Genomic DNA, 17962 nt, shown 5'->3' with positions numbered 1-17962 from the left:
ACGCACTGCGACGAGGAACCAAGAAATGCTATTGATCGAATGCCCGTGGTGCGGGCCACGCGCCGAAACCGAATTTTCCTGCGGCGGCGAAGCGGATATTGCCCGTCCGCTCGACACCGACAAACTCACCGACAAGGAATGGGGCGACTACCTGTTCATGCGCAAGAACCCGCGCGGCGTGCATCGCGAGCAATGGCTGCACACGCAAGGCTGCCGCCGCTGGTTCAAGGCGCAGCGCGACACGGTGAGCTACGAGATCCAGGGCTACGAGACGTTCGAGCGACCGCTGCTCGCGATGGACAGCAACGAGGCTAAAGCACAAGACAAGGCACCGAACCAGGCACCGAACCAGGCACAAGAGGGCAAGGCATCATGAGCCAGAAAGACCGACTCCCCAACGGCGGACGCATCAATCGCGCCATGCCGCTGACGTTCACGTTCAACGGCCGCCAGTACCAGGGCTATCAAGGCGACACGCTGGCCTCGGCGCTGCTCGCAAACGGCGAGCATTTCGTCGCGCGTAGCTGGAAGTATCACCGGCCGCGCGGCATCGTCACGGCGGGTGTGGAAGAGCCGAATGCCGTGGTGCAACTGGAAACCGGCGCGTACACAGTGCCGAATGCCCGTGCGACCGAAGTCGAGTTGTACCAGGGACTCGTCGCCACCAGCGTGAACGCGAAGCCGAGCATCGAGAAAGACCGCATGGCGGTCAACCAGAAGATCGCGCGCTTCATTCCGGCGGGCTTCTATTACAAGACCTTCATGTGGCCGCGCAAATTCTGGCCGAAGTACGAAGAAGTGATCCGCGACGCGGCCGGTCTCGGCAAGGCGCCGGAACACACCGACGCGGACCGCTACGACAAGTGCTTTGCGCATTGCGACGTGCTGGTGGTGGGCGGTGGCCCGACCGGGCTCGCGGCGGCGCACGCCGCGGCATTGTCCGGCGCGCGCGTGACGTTGGTCGACGATCAGCCGGAACTCGGCGGCTCGCTGCTGTCGTGCCGTGCGGAGATCGACGGCAAGCCTGCGCTGCACTGGGTGCAGAAGATCGAAGACGAACTGCGTCAGATGCCCGACGTGAAAATCCTGTGCCGCAGCACGGCGTTCGGTTATCAGGACCACAATCTCGTGACGGTGACACAGCGGCTCACCGAGCATCTGCCGGTATCGCAGCGCAAAGGCACGCGCGAACTGATGTGGAAGATCCGCGCGAAACGCGTGATTCTCGCGACCGGCGCGCATGAACGGCCCATTGTGTTCGGCAACAACGATCTGCCGGGCGTGATGCTGGCGTCGGCCGTGTCGACCTACCTGCATCGCTATGCGGTGCTGCCGGGCCGCAACGCAGTGGTCTTCACGAACAATGACGACGGCTATCAATGCGCGCTCGATCTGAAAGCAGCCGGCGCCCAGGTAACGGTGGTCGATCCGCGTGTGAGCGAATCGAAGGGCACGCTGCCCGCGCTGGCACGGCGCTACGGCGTCAAGGTCATGAATGGCGTGGTGATCACGGCCGCGCACGGCAAACTGCGCGTGGCGTCGGTTGACCTGGCGTCGTATTCGAACGGACAGGTCGGTGCGAAGCAGGGCGAACTCTCGTGCGATCTGCTCGCCATGTCCGGCGGCTGGAGCCCCGTGCTGCATCTGTTCGCGCAATCAGGCGGCAAGGCGCACTGGCATGACGAGAAGGCCTGCTTCGTGCCGGGCAAGGCGATGCAGGCGGAAACGAGCGTCGGCGCGTGTGCGGGCGACTTCACGCTGGGCCAGGGCATCCGCTTTGCGGTCGACGCCGGCATCGAGGCGGCGCGCGCGGCGGGCTTTATCGTCGCGCGGCCGAATCCGGTGCAGGTGGCCGAGATCACGGAAGCAAAGATGCAGCCGCTGTGGCTGGTCGGCGGCCGCGAACTGGCCACGCGCGGGCCGAAGCAGTTCATCGACTTCCAGAACGACGTGTCGGCCGCGGATATTTTCCTCGCGGCGCGCGAAGGCTTCGAATCGGTCGAACACGTCAAACGCTATACCGCGATGGGCTTCGGCACGGACCAGGGCAAGCTCGGCAACATCAACGGCATGGCGATTCTCGCGCAGGCGCTCGGCAAGACGATTCCCGAGACCGGCACGACGACGTTCCGGCCGAACTACACACCCGTCACGTTCGGCACGTTTGCCGGCCGCGAGCTGGGCGAGTTTCTCGATCCTGTGCGCAAGACGGCGGTACACGAATGGCACGTGGAAAACGGCGCGGCGTTCGAGGACGTGGGCAACTGGAAGCGTCCGTGGTACTACCCGAAGGCTGGCGAAGATCTTCACTCGGCAGTGGCGCGCGAGTCTCTCGCGGTGCGCACGAGCGTCGGCATTCTCGACGCCTCGACGCTCGGCAAGATCGACATTCAGGGCCCCGATTCGGCGAAGCTGCTGAACTGGGTCTATACGAATCCGTGGAGCAAGCTGGAAGTCGGCAAGTGCCGCTACGGCCTGATGCTCGACGAAAACGGCATGATCTTCGACGACGGCGTGACCGTGCGCCTCGCCGACCAGCACTACATGATGACGACCACCACCGGCGGCGCGGCACGTGTGCTGACCTGGCTCGAACGCTGGCTGCAGACAGAATGGCCGGACATGCGCGTGCGGCTCGCGTCGGTGACGGACCATTGGGCGACCTTCGCCGTGGTCGGTCCGAACAGCCGCAAGGTACTGCAGAAGGTTTGCCACGACATCGACTTCGCGAACGCGGCATTCCCGTTCATGAGCTATCGCGAAGGCACGGTGGCCGGCGCGGCCTCGCGCGTGATGCGCATCAGCTTCTCGGGCGAGCTCGCCTATGAAGTGAACGTGCCGGCCAACGTCGGGCGCGCGGTGTGGGAGGCGCTGATGGCCGCGGGCGCGGAATTCGACATCACGCCGTACGGCACCGAAACCATGCACGTGCTGCGCGCGGAGAAGGGCTACATCATCGTCGGCCAGGATACGGACGGTTCGATGACGCCGTATGACCTCGGCATGGGCGGACTCGTCGCGAAGTCGAAGGACTTTCTCGGCAAGCGTTCGCTGACCCGCTCGGATACGGCGAAGGCGGGGCGCAAGCAACTGGTCGGCTTGCTCTCGGACGACCCGTCGTTCGTGATACCCGAAGGTTCGCAGATCGTCGCCGGTCCGTTCCAGGGCGAGACGGCGGCGATGCTCGGCCACGTCACGTCGAGCTACTACAGCCCGATCCTGAAGCGCTCGATCGCGATGGCGGTGGTGAAGGGCGGTCTCGACAAGATCGGCGAGACGGTCACGATTCCGCTTTCCAGCGGCAAACAGATTGCAGCGAAGGTCACCAGTTCGGTGTTCTACGACAGCGAAGGAGCACGTCAACATGTGGAATGAAACGAGAGGGACGGCGTCGGTCGTGGATCGCGCTGTCGGCAAACAGACCGGTGTGTGGCAGGAGTCGCCGCTGGTGGGCGCGGATGCGCTGCTGAAGAAACATCAGGCGACGGCATCCGCGGCGTTCAGGTTGAACGAGCGGCCGTTTCTGGAACTCGTGAATGTGCGCGGCGATACACGTGACGCGGCGTTCGTGCGCGCTTTCGAAAGCGTGGTCGGCTGCCGTCCGCCTGAAAAGGCCAACACGGTGGTCCGCGGCAACGGCTACGACGTGATGTGGCTCGGCCCGGACGAGTGGCTGGTGCGCTCGGCCGCCGCCCACGACGCGACGCGTACCGCGCCGTTGCAGGCCAAGCTCGGGGCGGCGTTCGCAGGCGTGTTCGCGTCGGCGGTGGATATCGGCAGCGGCTATACGGTGCTCGAAATCAGCGGCACGCGCACGCGTGAAGTGCTGTCGCGCGGTTGTCCGCTCGATCTGCATCCCAAACTATTCGGCGAGGGACAGTGCGCGCAGAGTCACTTCTTCAAGGCATCGATGACATTGCTGCCCACCGGCGCGAGCAGTTTTGACCTGGTCGTGCGCCGCAGTTTTGCGGACTACTTCGTCAAGATCATGCTCGACGCGGCCGAGCCGCTGATGTCGTAAGGCGCGGCGGGCGGTCGATGCCGAACCGCTCGCGCCTTTTTCGCGCTGATTGACCGACATGACGTCGACACGTCTAGCCACCGCGCGCCTCACCGAGCGCGCGTGCCACGAGGGCGATGCGCACGCCGCGCTCGCGCTGCTCGATCAGAGCATCGTGCTGCGGCACCGGCGCATCGCGCTGATCCGTTATCTGCTTGCCCAGCAACTCGGCGCGCCGCTGCAGGCGCGTCATCACGAATACGTCGAAAAGATCGCCGCGCGGTTGAGTGCGGACACGCTTGCGCGCATTGCCGGTGCCGCGCGCTCGCGTTTGCGGACGTAGCGTTCGAGACGCACGTGGATGGAACGACGCCCCCGTTCCATCCCGATGACGTATTTCTTCTATGTGGCCGATTTATGTCGGCGTCTACTGAAATCTCCTCGCAGCACCCACGCGGCAGCCGCCGCATCAACCAGGGGATGACATGTCTACCGCTTATCAGCCTCGCGCGAGCGCAGCCGCCCGACTCGAACGACTGCCGTTCTCCGGTTATCACCGGACCATTTTCATCATCATCGCCATTGCGTTCTTTTTCGATTCCGTCGATCTCGGCACGATGACTTTCGTGCTCGGCTCGATCAGGACGGAATTCGGCTTATCGAGCGCGACGGCTGGGCTCGTGGCCAGCGCGAGCTTCTTCGGCATGGTGATCGGCGCGGCGATTGCGGGATTGCTGGCGGATCGCTTCGGACGCCGGCCAGTGTTTCAATGGAGCATGGTGCTATGGGGGCTCGCATCGTATCTGTGTTCCACGGCGCAAAGCGTCGAAGCGCTGATCTTTTATCGCGTGCTGCTCGGCTTCGGCATGGGGATGGAGTTTCCCATTGCGCAGACGTTGCTGTCGGAGTTCGTGCCGGCTGCCTCGCGCGGCCGCCTGATTGCGTTGATGGACGGGTTCTGGCCGCTCGGCTTCATTACCGCGGGCGTGGTGTCGTACTTCGTGCTGCCGACGTTCGGCTGGCGCACCGAGTTCGCGCTGCTCGCCATTCCTGCGGTATTCGTGCTGATCGTGCGCCGCGTGGTGCCGGAATCGCCGCGTTGGCTGGAGCATCGCGGCCGCCTCGACGAAGCGGACAAGATACTCGCCGAAGTCGAAGTGAAGGTGATGAAAGCGGCCGGCCTGAGCCAGTTGCGCGCACCGGCCATGCTCGCCGAGCCGCCTGCCGCGAAGAGCATGGGCGCGTTTCGTGAGATCTGGAGCCTCGCATACCGGCGCCGCACGATCATGGTGTGGACGCTGTGGTTCTTCGCGCTGCTCGGTTTTTATGGGCTGACGTCGTGGCTGGGCGCGTTGATGCAGCAGGCCGGCTTCGCGGTGACCAAGTCGGTGCTGTACACGGTGCTGATTTCGCTCGGCGGCATTCCGGGGTTTATTTGCGCGGCGTGGCTGGTGGAACGCTGGGGGCGTAAGCCGACCTGCATTGCGTCGCTCGCGGGCAGCGCGGTGATGGCTTACGTATATGGGCAAACCGCGCTGCACGCGCAGACGCCGACCTTGCTGATCTGTGCGGGGCTGGCGATGCAGTTCTTCCTGTTCGCGATGTGGGCGGTGTTGTACACCTATACGCCCGAGCTTTACGGAACCGGTGCGCGTGCGACGGGTTCGGGCTTCGCGTCGGCGATCGGCCGCGTGGGTTCGTTGATCGGACCTTACGTGGTGGGCGTGGTGTTGCCGATGTTCGGCCAGGGCGGTGTCTTCTCGCTCGGCGCGATGTGCTTCGTGATCGCAGCGGCGGCGGTCTGGATTCTCGGTATCGAAACGCGTGGGCTGGCGCTGGAGACGCTGGTGTCGGAGGCGGTTGAGACGGATGCGCGTGGGGTGTTGAGTCCAGTGCGGGATTGAAGGTTCACTTCTTGCGGACGGCGCGCGCACCATGACGCCGTTCCATCCGAACGCGACACGGTCATGTAAAGAGGATGAGTGCCACGGCGGTGCTCATCCGCATTTTGTCCTTGTCGCCCGCCATGTCCACTTCGTTATTCAACGCGCCCCAGCAAGCAGCGTCAGAATCTTATGAGCCACGGCCACCCGGTCCTCCATCGGAAAGTTTTTGTTGGCGAGCATGACAATGCCTAACTGCTTCTCCGGAACGAAAGCCACATACGCGCCGAACCCATTGGTCGAACCGGTCTTGTTGATCCAGACATCCTGTCGCGGCGCGAGCGGCGGCTTGATTTCCATGGCAGGCGTCGCCTTTAAAGCCATTGTCGACGAATTGCCCGCCAGCAACGTCTTCAACGCGACCGGATACGCGTATTGCTCCCAGATCAGATCCTGAGTCATCACACCTGCCTTGAAGTAGCCGGTGTGCGTCTGCGTGATCGCGCGCTGCAACTTCGCATCGAATTGGAACTGGTTCATGTTCGCTTGCAGAAAGCGCGTGATATCAGCGGCGGTGGATTTCACACCGTACGCTTGCGCGGATAGCACGCCGGGCGCCATGCGGATCGGCGCGCCATCCTTCTTATAGCCCTGCGCGTAATCCGGCATTCGCGCTTGCGGAACGTCGATATAGCTGTTCTTCAGCCCCAGTGCTGGAAACAGTCGCTGTTCCATCAGCGATGTGAAATCCTGGCCCATGCTCTTTGCCGTGATCAGGCCGAGCGTGCCGATACCGGGATTGGTGTAAGTCCGGCATGTGCCCGGCACGCAACTCGGCTGCCATGCCTTGAAATACTGCATGAGTTCATCGTCGTTATGGATCTCGTCCGGCACCTGCAACGGCAGACCGCCCGGCGTATGCGTGCCCAGATTGACAAGCTTCACGTTGCCGAACGGACTGCCCTGGAGAATGGGCAGATATTTGCTCGTCGTATCCGACAGCGAAAGATCGCCACTGACCTGCGCATACGAAGCCAGTGTCGCCGTGAAGGTCTTGCTGATCGAGCCGAGTTCGAACAGCGTGTCGCGCGTCACGGGCTTGCCGGTTTCCGTCGACGCCACGCCGTAGTTGTACACATAAGGCTTGCCCCCGACAACGATGCCGACCGCCATGCCATGAATGCCATCCTTAGCCATGAGCGGGCGGATCGCTGCGTCGACTGTCTGTTGAATGCTGTCTTGCGTATCGCCGGCTGCGCGACTCGCCGGAGCGGTCGCGCACAGGGTAAAGAAAAGGGCCGCCGTGAGGCTGAGGGCTTTGAACTTCATCGCTCGCGTTTCCTTGATTGTCTGTCTGCGGATGAAGCCGCACTATCCGGCTTTTGCGCCGCGCTGACAATCGAGTATAAGTTGCGCGAGGGTAAAGAAAATCTTGCAGGCGGGCTTCGGCGTCAAACCGTCGCGCTCTCCCGTTTGCGGGACGCTACGCCGTTTGCCACGAAATAGGGCGTATCCACCCGCGCCAACGCCTCGCGTTTGCGAATCCGGTCGGCGATCTTTTCCGCCAGCATGATGGTCGGCGCATTCAGATTGCCGGTGGTGATGCGCGGCATGATCGACGCATCCACCACGCGCAATCCCTGGATGCCGTGCACGCGGCCCTCGTTGTCGACCACGGCCATGTCGTCGTAGCCCATCTTGCATGAACACGACGGATGAAACGCCGTCTCGGCCCGCATCCGCACGAAAGTGTCGAGCTGTTCGTCGGTAGTCAGCTCGGCACCGGGATTCAGTTCGCGGCCCCGATAACGATCGAGAGCCGGTTGCCGCATGATCTCGCGCGTGATGCGAATGCCGTCGCGGAATTCGCGCCAGTCGAGCGGATCGGCCATGTAGTTGAACAGGATGCTCGGATGCGCGTTCGGATCACGCGACGTGAGCTTCACGCGGCCACGGCTTGGCGAACGCATCGAACCGACGTGCGCCTGGAAGCCGTGCATCTTGATCGCGTTCGAGCCGTTGTAGTTGATCGCAACGGGTAGAAAGTGATACTGGATGTTCGGCCACAGATCGTCGTCGCGCGTGCGGATGAAACCGCCTGCTTCGAACTGGTTGCTCGCGCCGATACCCGTGCCGTTCAGCATCCATTCAAGTCCGATAGCCGGTTGATTCCACCACTGCAAAGCCGGGTACAGCGAGACCGGCTCCTTGCACTCGTACTGGATATACATCTCCAGATGATCCTGCAGGTTCTCGCCCACACCCGGCAGATCGTGAACGAGCGGCACATCGAGTTCGCGCAGCCACGTGGAGCGGCCCACGCCCGAGCGCTGCAGCAATTGCGGCGAAGCAATCGCGCCGCTGCACACCAGCACCTCGCGGCGCGCGTGCGCATTCACCGCGTTGCCCTGATGCAGATACGCGACGCCGATCGCGCGCTTGCCGGCGAACAGGACACGATCCGTCACGGCATGCGTGACGATGGTCAGATTCGGCCGCGCCTTCGCGCGATCCAGATAGCCGCGCGCCGTGCTGGCGCGCCGGCCATTCGCCGTGACCGTGCGATCCATCGGGCCGAAGCCTTCCTGCTGATAGCCGTTCAGATCGTCGGTGCGCGGAAAGCCTGCCTGCACACCGGCTTCGACCATCGCGGCGAAGAGTGGGTTGTTGCCGGGCTTGCTCGTGGTCACATGCACCGGGCCGTCGCCGCCGTGGTACGCGTTGGCGCCCACATCGCGCGTCTCGGCCTTGCGGAAATACGGCAGGCAATCCAGATAGGTCCAGTTTTCCAGGCCGGCCTGCGCAGCCCAGCCGTCGTAATCGAGCGCGTTGCCGCGGATATAGCACATGCCGTTGATCAGCGACGATCCACCGAGCCCCTTGCCGCGCCCGCATTCCATGCGGCGGTTGTTCATATGCGGCTCGGGGTCCGTTTCGTACGCCCAGTTGTAGCGGCGCCCTTGCAGCGGATAGGCGAGGGCGGCCGGCATCTGCGTGCGGAAGTCGAAGCGGTAGTCAGGGCCGCCCGCTTCGAGCAGGAGCACGGTCACGTCCGCGTCTTCGGTGAGGCGCGAGGCGAGCACGTTGCCCGCCGAACCCGCGCCCACGATAATGTAGTCGTATTCGTTCGCAGCCATCGTCCTGCCTCCTTAGAACACCGGTTGATACGGGCCGAGTTCGACCTGCACGGACTTGATGCGCGTGTAGTGCTCGAGCGTGGTGATGCCGTTTTCGCGGCCCACACCCGATTGCTTGTAGCCGCCCACCGGCATTTCCGCAGGCGACTCGCCCCAGGTGTTGATCCAGCAGATCCCCGCTTCCAGACGATGAATCACGCGATGCGCGCGCGCCAGGTTCTCGGTCACGACGCCCGCGGCGAGGCCATACGCGGTGTGGTTCGCGCGCGCGATCGCCTCGTCTTCGTCGTCGAAAACGAGAATGCTCATGACTGGGCCGAAGATTTCCTCGCGCACGATGCGCATGTCGTCATGGCAGCCGGTGAATACGGTCGGTTCGACATACTGGCCATTGCCGAAATGCCCTTCGGTGAGGCGCTTGCCGCCCGCCACGAGCCGCGCGCCTTCCTGCTTGCCGCTTTCGATATAGTCCAGCACTTTCTGCAATTGCGCGGCGCTCACGAGCGGGCCGAAGTTGGTGTCGGCGTCGGTGGGCGCGCCCACGCGAATGCGTTCGACGCGTTCCAGAACCAGTTTCTCGAACCGTTCCAGCACGCCACGTTGCACGAACACGCGTGTGCCGTTGGTGCAGACCTGGCCGGAGCTGAAGAAGTTGGCGCTCATCGCGATGTCGGCGGCGCGTTCGAGGTTGGCGTCGTCGAATACGAGCAGCGGAGATTTGCCGCCGAGTTCCATTGTCACTTCTTTCAGCGACGAGGCGCCGGCGAGCGACATCACCTTCTTACCCGTTTCAACGCCGCCGGTGAACGAAATTTTCTCGATGTCCGGATGCGCGGCGAGCATCGCGCCGACTCGTCCGTCGCCTTGCACGACGTTGAACACGCCCGCGGGCACGCCGGCTTCGGTATAGATCTCGGCGAGCTTCAGCGCCGACAACGGTGTGATCTCGCTCGGCTTGAAGATCATCGCATTGCCGGCCGCGAGCGCGGGCGCCGACTTCCAGCAGGCGATCTGGATCGGGTAGTTCCATGCGCCGATGCCCGCGCAAACGCCAAGCGGCTCGCGCCGCGTATAAACAAACGAGGTGGGCCGTAGCGGAATCTGCTGACCCTCTATGGCAGTGGCGAGCCCCGCGTAATACTCGATCACGTCCGCGCCGGTGACGATATCCACCGCGCGGGTTTCGGCAATCGGCTTGCCCGTATCGCGCGTTTCGAGCGCGGCGAGTTCGTCGTTGCGCTCGCGCAGAATCTCGACCGCGCGGCGCAGAATGCGCGAACGCTGCATGGCCGTGAGCGCGGCCCATTCGCGTTGCCCGTCCCGCGCGGATTGCACCGCGCGATCGACGTCGGCCGCCGAGGCCTGCTGCACGCTCGCGAGCGTCTCGCCGGTGGCGGGATCGTGCGTCTCGAAGGTTTCGCCGCTGGTTGCGTCGACGTAAGCGCCGCCGATATAGAGGCGTTGCGTTGCGAATACCGCCATGACTTGCTCCTTTCTGAAGATGTCGCCGATCTGCCCGCGTCCTTAATCGCGCGATGCGAGGACCAGATCGATATAGTCGTTGGCCACGCGCAGCGCTGCGCGAGTGTCGAACGGCTCGCCCGAGAGCGCGCCGCGCAGCCACAGTCCGTCGATCAGGGCGGCGAGGCCGCTCGCCGCGCGCCGCGCCGCGGCACGCGGCATGGCCTTGGAAAAATCCGCGCACAGGTTCGAATTCAGGCGGCGCGTGTTCACGTATTGCAGCCGGCGCAATTGCGGCTTGTGCATGCTCTCGGTCCAGAACGCCAGCCAGGTTTTCATGACCGGGCCGCTGGTCTGCTCGGCGTCGAAATTCGCGGCGACCACGGCGCGTAATTTAGAACGCGGATCCGCCTTGGCCGCCCGGCGCCGGCGCGAGGTGGCTTGCCACAAATCGCGCAGCACGTGCCGCATGGTGGCTTCGAGCAAACCGTCCTTGTCGCCGAAATAGTGGCTGACGATGCCGGTGGAAATGCTCGCGCGCTGCGCGACCGAAGCCAGCGTGGTTCCCGCGAGACCGGTCTGGTCGATGGTGAGGAGCGTGGCGTCGATCAGTTGCGCGCGGCGGATTTCGCGCATTCCAAGTTTGGGCATGGTGCGGGCGCTATTGCTGGCATGAGCTTCGGGCGGACTGCGCAAGACGAAAACACGATCCGCCTGAGTGAATTCGAGTGGCTATGGTAGGTTTTTTATATTGAACGGTCAATCAATAAAAAACGGGTTGCATCAACATCGATACGGGTTGCGCCGGTCGTGTCGGTTCCGGCCAAACCCATGTCGCGTTCGGCACATGCGCTTCGTTCAGCGGGCGCTACGCTCGTTGAACGGCGTGCCGCACTGAACCGGGCACGCCGCTCACAAGACATGGAGACAGACAATGAGCAGCAATCGTGGCGTCGTGTATCTAGGGCAGGGCAAGGTGGAAGTGCAGTCGATCGACTATCCGAAGATGGTCGATCCGCGCGGCCGTTCGATCGGCCACGGCGTGATCCTGAAGGTAGTGAGCACCAATATTTGCGGCTCCGATCAGCATATGGTGCGCGGCCGCACGACCGCCGAGGTCGGCCTCGTGCTCGGCCACGAGATTACCGGCGAGGTGATCGAGATTGGCCGCGACGTGGAAACGCTGAAGATCGGCGATCTCGTTTCGGTGCCGTTCAACGTGGCCTGCGGACGCTGCCCGACCTGCAAGGCCCAACATACCGGCGTGTGCCTGAACGTGAATCCTTCGCGTGCCGGCGGTGCTTATGGTTATGTGGACATGGGCGGCTGGATCGGCGGCCAGGCCGAATACGTGATGGTGCCGTACGCCGACTTCAATCTGCTGAAATTCCCCGACCGCGCGCAGGCGCTGTCGAAAATCCGCGATCTCACGTGCCTCTCCGACATTCTGCCGACCGGCTATCACGGCGCGGTGATGGCCGGCGTGAAGCCCGGCGCGACCGTCTATATCGCGGGCGCGGGGCCGGTGGGGATGGCGGCGGCCGCTTCGGCGCGCTTGTTGGGCGCGGCCTGCACGATCGTCGGCGATATGAACGAGGAGCGTCTCGCGCATGCGCGCAAGATGGGTTTCCAGACCGTGGATCTGTCGAAGGACGCCACGCTGGGCGAGCAGATCGAACAGATTCTTGGCCGGCCCGAAGTGGATTGCGCGGTGGACTGCGTCGGCTTCGAAGCACACGGCCACGGCAGCAGCGGCTCGCATGAGGAAGCGCCGGCCACCGTGCTCAATTCGCTGATGGAAATCACGCGGGCTGCGGGCGCGATCGGCATTCCGGGCCTTTACGTGACCGACGACCCCGGCGCCGCCGATGCCGCCGCGCGCAAAGGCAGCCTGAGCATCCGTTTCGGTCTGGGCTGGGCCAAGTCGCATTCGTTCCATACCGGACAGACGCCTGTGATGAAGTACAACCAGAACCTGATGCAGGCGATCTTGTGGGACCGCTTGCCGATTGCGGATATCGTCAACGTGACGGTGGTGTCGCTCGACCAGGCGCCCGATGGTTATCGCCAATTCGATGGCGGTGCACCGAAGAAGTTCGTGATCGACCCGCATGGGTTGTTGAACGCGGCGTAGGCGAGCCTTCGTCAGCGACATCGTGTCATCCTTCGGTTTGCGTGAACTTTGTATAGGATCACGCTATTCGCGACGAGGCGTGCTCGGTCGTCGGGCAACTGCGAGCAACGGTCGCAGTTGAAAGCTTTGGTACGAAGCGGCCCGATGACTGGCGCGAGTCGTAGCGTGAGGGTTGCGCCCATTCAGCTTTGCTGAGGGAAACCCTTTGCGCATTGCGCAGACCGATAAAGCACCGATTGGCCGAATAGTCCTGATGAGCAGTAACGCTTCCCCCCTGAATCTGCGCAGTGTGACGCTTTGTGCGGCGGATTCGATCAATCCCGTATTCGCCGCGCGCGCGCTCGAGATCTCAGCGGCCCGGTGCAACTTTGCCGACGCGATCCTCTTCACTCACGAGACCGTACCCACCTCTGTACGTACCGTGCTGATTCCCCGCCTGCAGTCCAAAGAAGACTATTCGGCTTTCATGGTCAAGCATCTGCTCGGCCATGTGACCACACCGTGGGTACTCGTCGTTCAATGGGACGGTTATGTGCTGGACCCCGCGGCGTGGAGTGATACATTTTTCGACTACGACTACATCGGTGCGAAATGGCCGTTCCACCGCGATGGCATGAACGTGGGCAACGGCGGGTTCTCGCTGCGTTCGACAAAGCTGTTGCAGGCGCTGGCGGACGAGCGGTTCGAATTCCTTCCCGGCGTCAATGAGGACGACCTGATCTGCCGCGTATATCGGCCCTTGCTCGAAAGCGGATACGGCATCCGGTTTGCGCCCGAGGAAGTCGCGACCCGCTTTGCTTATGAGCATGTGCTGCCGGAAGGGCCGACATTCGGTTTTCACGCCGTGTTCAACATGTGGCGGCACGTCGGCGACGAGATGCTGATGGATATGGTGCGTAAGCTGGACATCGGGACCTACAGCTCCAACGAGGTCCTGATGCTATTGAAGATCTATTGCGATCAGCGCAAATTCGACTGCGTAAAGGTGATGTACGAGCGTTACCGGCGTCTATGGAGCACCCAGGAGTTCGTGCGGAACATGATGGTGATAGGGCTGACCGCGGAGGCCGCGCTGCAATACGTCGGCCTGTGCGAAAGCGTGGTGAAGAATGCTTGCGATGGATTGTGCGAGTGACGCCGACCAACGATCTGGAGCGGCAACTGCGAAACGCATGCGTGCGTCATGAGCACGAGCCTCACAACCTGGCGATTCTGCGCGAGATATGTGATGTGCTGATCGCACTCGAGCGCGAGGACGAACTCCTTGACTGGGCTGACCGCGCGCTGGCCCTCGGTACTCAGGACCAACATTTTTTTGCCATGCGCGCGTTTGCGCTGGATCTGCAGGGGCGGCATGCCGAGGCGGTCGAGACGAGAACGCATGCCCCGTCGATGGCGGATAATCCCGCGCTCGCCCAACTGCGACTCGGCTACAGCCTGATGATGGCCGGCCATTTCGCTCACGCGATCCAGTTGCTGGATGAGGCGCGACGGCCGGTGGCAACGAGCACGCCCAATGTCCTGGCAACCGCGGAACAGCTTCTCGGCGAGGCGATGCTCAAAGCAGGCGACCCGCGTGGCTTTAAGCACTGGACCCGGCGCAACGATTCTGGCGATGCCGGCAGTTATCGTCCGGCCGGCATCCCGGCGTGGGACGGCGAATCCGATCCGCGCGGCCGGCGGGTGCTCGTCGTGCACCAACTCGGTTTTGGCGACAACTTTCTGCTGGGCGCCTGCGTGGCGGACTGGCGCGCTGCCGGTGCGCAGGTGATGATTACCTGTGACCCGCAGATCTATGCGCTCATGCAGGCGTCCTTGCCCGACTGCGAAGTCGTCAGCGCGGCGCGTCCGTTGCAGACCCATGGCCCACTGCCCGACGCGGTGCGCGCTCAAGTGGAAGCATTCGCGCCGCACTTATACGCGACGCTATTGCATTTGCCGGTGTTGCGCGCCGCGCAGGCGACTCGCCCATACCGGTTTCAGGCGTATCTACGGGCTCCGCCAGCGAAGCGGCAGATTGCGGCAGAGTGGGCGCAACAGTTGCGCGCGCAACATCGCGGAAAGAAGCTCGTCGGGTTGTTCTGGGACTGTGGCCAGCGCCACCTGTCCAATGTCGGCAGCTCAATGCGGTGCTGGGCTGCGCGACGCAGCCTGCCGCTCGATGCGCTCAACCGGCTCGTGACGGATCCCGTGCTGACCGGGCGAATCTGTTTCGTGAATCTGCATCATCCGCTTGCCGAGGCGGCAGCAGGCACGCCGGCCGCTTCGGTCGAGCGCTATCTGCCCGGCATCCACCTTTTCGATGACACCGCCGCATGCATCGGCGAACTGGACGCTGTGTTCGCGGTTGATTCGGCCGTGGCCAATCTTGCCGCGATGATGGGCAAACTGACTTGCGTGCCGGTCAACACGTCCGGCGACTGGCGTTGGGGCCATTCGGGAAGCACGTCCAACTGGGTCGAAAGCGCGACGCAGTTGCGGCAAACGCGGGAGGGCGACTGGAATCCCGTCGTGCGGGATGCAGTGGCGTGGCTGGCCGCGCTATGACAATTGCGGCCTGCGTTCCGTCATCCGCTGAATGGACGGTGCGCTGATGTACTGAGTGCGCACCGCTGACGGAAACGCCGCCGCCTCAAGCCGCCAGCACCGGCGCCACCGCCAGCGACGGCGCCTGCTTGCGTCGTTCTCGCGTCGGCGCCGTGCCGAACGCATCGCGGTAGCTCTTCGAAAAGTGGCAGGCCGACTGGAAGCCGCATGCCATCGTGATGTGCATGATCGACATGTCGGTTTGCAACAGCAACTCGCGCGCGCGCCGCAAACGCAGCGTCAGATAGTAATGCGTCGGCGTCATCCCCAGATGTTCGCGGAACAACCGCTGCAATTGCCGCTGCGACATACCGGCGAGCCGCGCGAGTTCTTCGCGTGAGAGCGGCTCTTCGATGTTGTTCTCCATCAGCGCGATCACTTCGAAAAGCGACTTGTTGGCCGAGCCGAGCCGCGCCACTAGCGGCATTTTCTGTTGCGCGCTGGTGTCGCGCACATGTTCGACAATGAACTGCTCGGCGATCTGCGTGACGCGCGCAGTGCCGACGCGCGGCGCGATCAGGTTCAGCATCATATCGAGCGGCGCGACGCCGCCAGTGCATGTGACGCGATCGCGATCGATCACGAACAGTTCTTTCAGAAAGCGCGTGTCGGGAAACTCTTCCTTGAGCGCCGACATGTTCTCCCAGTGAATCGCGCACGCATACCCGGCCAGCAGACCGGCGCGCGCCAACGCATACGTGCCGGTGCACAGGCTGCCGAGCACGCTGCCCATACGGGCAAAGCGGCGCAGCGCGGAAAGATGGGCGGGCGTGGTCGCATGCTGCACGTCGATGCCGCCGACCACGAACACGATATCGGGCTGACCGACGCATTCCACCGGTCCCGTATCGACCGACAAGCCGTTGCTCGCCATGACCGGACCGCCTTCCGGACTCACGATCGACCAGCGGTAAAGCGTTTGGCCGGTCAGATAGTTCGCCATGCGCAGGACTTCGATCGCGTTAGTGAACGCAATCATGGTGAAGTTGGGAACCGGCATGAATGCGAAATGCGACAACGATGCCGTGCGATCGGTGGACATGGGAGGAATGATTCCTTCGAATCTGTAATGTCGCGTCGCCGTGGGGAGCAGCGACTTCTGTAATTCTGAGGACTAGGGCAACTACCGTGCCATCAGGCTAAACCCCTGGTTACCCATCATTCCAGTCGGATAGCTAACCAAACGGCACCAGAACGGCGCTGGCAGGGTTCATTGGCGCACCCGAATTGCGCACGAAGGTCAGGTGCAGTGCAGCATGATCCGCCGCAAAGCACGCTCGTGCGGCAATCGGTAGAACGCGGGCAAGGGCAGACTTGTGAAAAAAGGACGCTTATGGCGGAAAAGGCAAAGAACGCGTCTGAATTCATAAATTGACGCGCGGGGCGAGCGTCAAGAATAGACGCAATGCACACCGGTAGCAGCAGGGGCGAAGCGAGTCCCAGGCGCGGCTTCCGGCCTTCCGTCAACGACTCCACGGACCTTCCATGTCGAACCCGAATCCTTTCTTCGAAGAATCGCTGGCCACGCGCGATCCGGCGGTGCGCGGCGCTATTTTGAAAGAGCTCGAGCGCCAGCAGTCGCAAGTCGAACTGATCGCGTCGGAAAACATCGTGTCGCGCGCGGTGCTCGAAGCACAGGGCTCGGTGCTGACCAACAAATATGCGGAAGGCTATCCGGGCAAGCGTTACTACGGCGGTTGCGAATACGCCGACGTGATCGAAACGCTCGCGCTCGATCGCATCAAGCAGTTGTTCAACGCGAAGTTCGCCAACGTGCAGCCGCATTCCGGCGCGCAGGCCAACGGCGCGGTGATGCTCGCGCTGGTGAAGCCGGGCGACACGGTGCTTGGCATGTCGCTCGACGCGGGCGGCCACCTCACGCACGGCGCCAAGCCGGCCATGTCGGGCAAATGGTTCAACGCGGTGCAGTACGGTGTCAATCGCGACACGATGCTGATCAATTACGAGCAGATCGAGGAACTCGCGCAGCAGCACAAACCCGCGTTGCTGATCGCCGGCTTCTCGGCTTATCCGCGGGCGCTGGACTTTGCACGGCTGCGCGCGATCGCCGACGGCGTGGGCGCCAAATTGATGGTGGATATGGCGCATATCGCCGGCGTGATCGCGGCGGGGCGTCATCAGAATCCGGTCGAGCATGCGCATGTGGTCACCTCGACCACGCACAAGACACTGCGCGGCCCGCGCGGCGGCTTTGTGCTGACGAATGACGAAGACATTGCCAGGAAAATCAACTCGGCCGTGTTCCCGGGCTTGCAGGGCGGCCCGCTGATGCACGTGATCGCCGGCAAGGCGGTTGCATTCGGCGAAGCACTGCAACCCGGCTTCAAGACCTATATCGACAGCGTGCTCGCCAACGCGCAGACGCTCGGCGAGGTGCTGAAGGCCGGCGGCGTGGATCTGGTGACGGGCGGCACCGACAACCATCTGTTGCTGGTCGATCTGCGGCCGAAGGGCCTCAAGGGCAATCAGGTCGAGCAGGCGCTGGAGCGCGCGGGCATTACCTGCAACAAGAACGGCATTCCCTTCGATACCGAGAAGCCCACGATCACCTCCGGCATTCGCCTCGGCACGCCCGCGGGCACGACGCGCGGCTTCGGCGTGAGCGAATTCCGCGAAGTCGGGCGTCTGATCGTCGAGGTGCTCGATGCGCTGCGCGATCACCCGGAAGGCCATGCCGCAACTGAACAACGCGTACGCCGCGAGATTTTCGCGCTGTGCGAACGCTTTCCCATCTACTAAG

General features: G+C 63.2%; 14 protein-coding genes. 9 read left to right on the top strand and 5 right to left on the bottom strand.

All coding sequences use genetic code 11. The features are described 5' to 3' along the window. Positions 1 to 25: 25 nt before the first annotated feature. The 5 genes from BLW71_RS22110 (at position 26) to BLW71_RS22090 (ending at position 5904) form a co-directional block, all read left to right on the top strand. Positions 26 to 376 carry a sarcosine oxidase subunit delta gene (locus BLW71_RS22110; protein ID WP_091801524.1) on the top strand — a complete coding sequence of 117 codons (351 nt, stop codon included), beginning with the start codon at positions 26 to 28 and terminating at the stop codon, positions 374 to 376. Then, entirely contained in the window at positions 373 to 3375 is a 3003-nt protein-coding gene (locus BLW71_RS22105; protein ID WP_091801521.1) for a sarcosine oxidase subunit alpha family protein, read from the top strand. The genes BLW71_RS22110 and BLW71_RS22105 overlap by 4 nt, the downstream gene beginning before the upstream one ends. Continuing rightward, complete coding sequence (locus BLW71_RS22100; RefSeq protein ID WP_091801518.1) at positions 3365 to 4021, top strand: sarcosine oxidase subunit gamma; 657 nt, start codon at positions 3365 to 3367, stop codon at positions 4019 to 4021. Before BLW71_RS22105 ends, BLW71_RS22100 begins: the two co-directional genes overlap by 11 nt. Before the next feature lie 58 nt (positions 4022 to 4079). Further along, positions 4080 to 4343: a hypothetical protein gene (locus BLW71_RS22095; protein ID WP_091801516.1), complete on the top strand. Its 264-nt coding sequence runs from the start codon at positions 4080 to 4082 to the stop codon at positions 4341 to 4343. Positions 4344 to 4485: 142 nt separating this feature from the next. Beyond that, entirely contained in the window at positions 4486 to 5904 is a 1419-nt protein-coding gene (locus tag BLW71_RS22090) for an MFS transporter (protein WP_091801513.1), read from the top strand. Between the two features lie 138 nt (positions 5905 to 6042). On the opposite strand, the gene ampC is transcribed toward BLW71_RS22090, so the two are convergent. From ampC to betI, 4 genes are all read right to left on the bottom strand, one after another. Next, entirely contained in the window at positions 6043 to 7212 is a 1170-nt protein-coding gene (ampC, locus tag BLW71_RS22085; RefSeq protein WP_091801510.1) for a class C beta-lactamase, read from the bottom strand. Positions 7213 to 7334: 122 nt separating this feature from the next. Then, positions 7335 to 9020, bottom strand: a complete 1686-nt coding sequence (gene betA / locus BLW71_RS22080; protein WP_091801506.1) for a choline dehydrogenase — start codon at positions 9018 to 9020, stop codon at positions 7335 to 7337. 12 nt (positions 9021 to 9032) lie between these two features. Then, the gene (gene betB / locus BLW71_RS22075; protein WP_091801501.1) at positions 9033 to 10502 is read right to left on the bottom strand and encodes a betaine-aldehyde dehydrogenase; all 1470 of its coding nucleotides are present in this window, start codon (positions 10500 to 10502) and stop codon (positions 9033 to 9035) included. Positions 10503 to 10544: 42 nt separating this feature from the next. Beyond that, on the bottom strand, positions 10545 to 11132 hold the full coding sequence (betI, locus tag BLW71_RS22070; RefSeq protein ID WP_091801498.1) for a transcriptional regulator BetI: 588 nt from the start codon (positions 11130 to 11132) through the stop codon (positions 10545 to 10547). A 283-nt stretch (positions 11133 to 11415) separates the two neighbouring features. Here betI and fdhA point away from each other — a divergent pair, with 283 nt between their 5' ends. The 3 genes from fdhA (at position 11416) to BLW71_RS22055 (ending at position 15162) form a co-directional block, all read left to right on the top strand. Beyond that, on the top strand, positions 11416 to 12615 hold the full coding sequence (gene fdhA / locus BLW71_RS22065; RefSeq protein WP_091801496.1) for a formaldehyde dehydrogenase, glutathione-independent: 1200 nt from the start codon (positions 11416 to 11418) through the stop codon (positions 12613 to 12615). 253 nt (positions 12616 to 12868) lie between these two features. After that, positions 12869 to 13750, top strand: coding sequence for a DUF5672 family protein (locus tag BLW71_RS22060; protein WP_143048386.1), 882 nt, complete (start codon positions 12869 to 12871; stop codon positions 13748 to 13750). Further along, a complete protein-coding gene (locus BLW71_RS22055; protein ID WP_286162073.1) occupies positions 13747 to 15162 on the top strand; it encodes a tetratricopeptide repeat protein in 1416 nt (471 codons plus the stop codon). Before BLW71_RS22060 ends, BLW71_RS22055 begins: the two co-directional genes overlap by 4 nt. An 85-nt stretch (positions 15163 to 15247) precedes the next feature. Here BLW71_RS22055 and BLW71_RS22050 read toward each other — a convergent pair whose 3' ends face one another. Further along, complete coding sequence (locus BLW71_RS22050) at positions 15248 to 16243, bottom strand: GlxA family transcriptional regulator (RefSeq protein WP_091801487.1); 996 nt, start codon at positions 16241 to 16243, stop codon at positions 15248 to 15250. 443 nt (positions 16244 to 16686) lie between these two features. Here BLW71_RS22050 and BLW71_RS22045 point away from each other — a divergent pair, with 443 nt between their 5' ends. After that, positions 16687 to 17961: a serine hydroxymethyltransferase gene (locus BLW71_RS22045; RefSeq protein ID WP_091801484.1), complete on the top strand. Its 1275-nt coding sequence runs from the start codon at positions 16687 to 16689 to the stop codon at positions 17959 to 17961. Position 17962 lies beyond the last annotated feature (1 nt).

It is taken from the genome of Burkholderia sp. WP9, from assembly GCF_900104795.1.
Taxonomy (GTDB): Bacteria; Pseudomonadota; Gammaproteobacteria; order Burkholderiales; family Burkholderiaceae; genus Paraburkholderia.
Note: the sequence above shows the minus strand (reverse complement) of the source record. Positions and strands in the feature narration are given on the sequence as shown.

What these genes read in the sequence shown, in the direction of transcription:
- BLW71_RS22100 (WP_091801518.1), top strand. Translation starts at nt 3,365, where the DNA reads ATGTGGAATGAAACGAGAGGGACGGCGTCGGTCGTGGATCGCGCTGTC.
- BLW71_RS22050 (WP_091801487.1), bottom strand. Translation starts at nt 16,243, where the DNA reads ATGTCCACCGATCGCACGGCATCGTTGTCGCATTTCGCATTCATGCCG.
- betI (WP_091801498.1), bottom strand. Translation starts at nt 11,132, where the DNA reads ATGCCCAAACTTGGAATGCGCGAAATCCGCCGCGCGCAACTGATCGAC.
- betB (WP_091801501.1), bottom strand. Translation starts at nt 10,502, where the DNA reads ATGGCGGTATTCGCAACGCAACGCCTCTATATCGGCGGCGCTTACGTC.
- BLW71_RS22060 (WP_143048386.1), top strand. Translation starts at nt 12,869, where the DNA reads ATGAGCAGTAACGCTTCCCCCCTGAATCTGCGCAGTGTGACGCTTTGT.
- fdhA (WP_091801496.1), top strand. Translation starts at nt 11,416, where the DNA reads ATGAGCAGCAATCGTGGCGTCGTGTATCTAGGGCAGGGCAAGGTGGAA.
- BLW71_RS22045 (WP_091801484.1), top strand. Translation starts at nt 16,687, where the DNA reads ATGTCGAACCCGAATCCTTTCTTCGAAGAATCGCTGGCCACGCGCGAT.
- betA (WP_091801506.1), bottom strand. Translation starts at nt 9,020, where the DNA reads ATGGCTGCGAACGAATACGACTACATTATCGTGGGCGCGGGTTCGGCG.
- BLW71_RS22095 (WP_091801516.1), top strand. Translation starts at nt 4,080, where the DNA reads ATGACGTCGACACGTCTAGCCACCGCGCGCCTCACCGAGCGCGCGTGC.
- BLW71_RS22110 (WP_091801524.1), top strand. Translation starts at nt 26, where the DNA reads ATGCTATTGATCGAATGCCCGTGGTGCGGGCCACGCGCCGAAACCGAA.
- BLW71_RS22105 (WP_091801521.1), top strand. Translation starts at nt 373, where the DNA reads ATGAGCCAGAAAGACCGACTCCCCAACGGCGGACGCATCAATCGCGCC.
- BLW71_RS22090 (WP_091801513.1), top strand. Translation starts at nt 4,486, where the DNA reads ATGTCTACCGCTTATCAGCCTCGCGCGAGCGCAGCCGCCCGACTCGAA.
- ampC (WP_091801510.1), bottom strand. Translation starts at nt 7,212, where the DNA reads ATGAAGTTCAAAGCCCTCAGCCTCACGGCGGCCCTTTTCTTTACCCTG.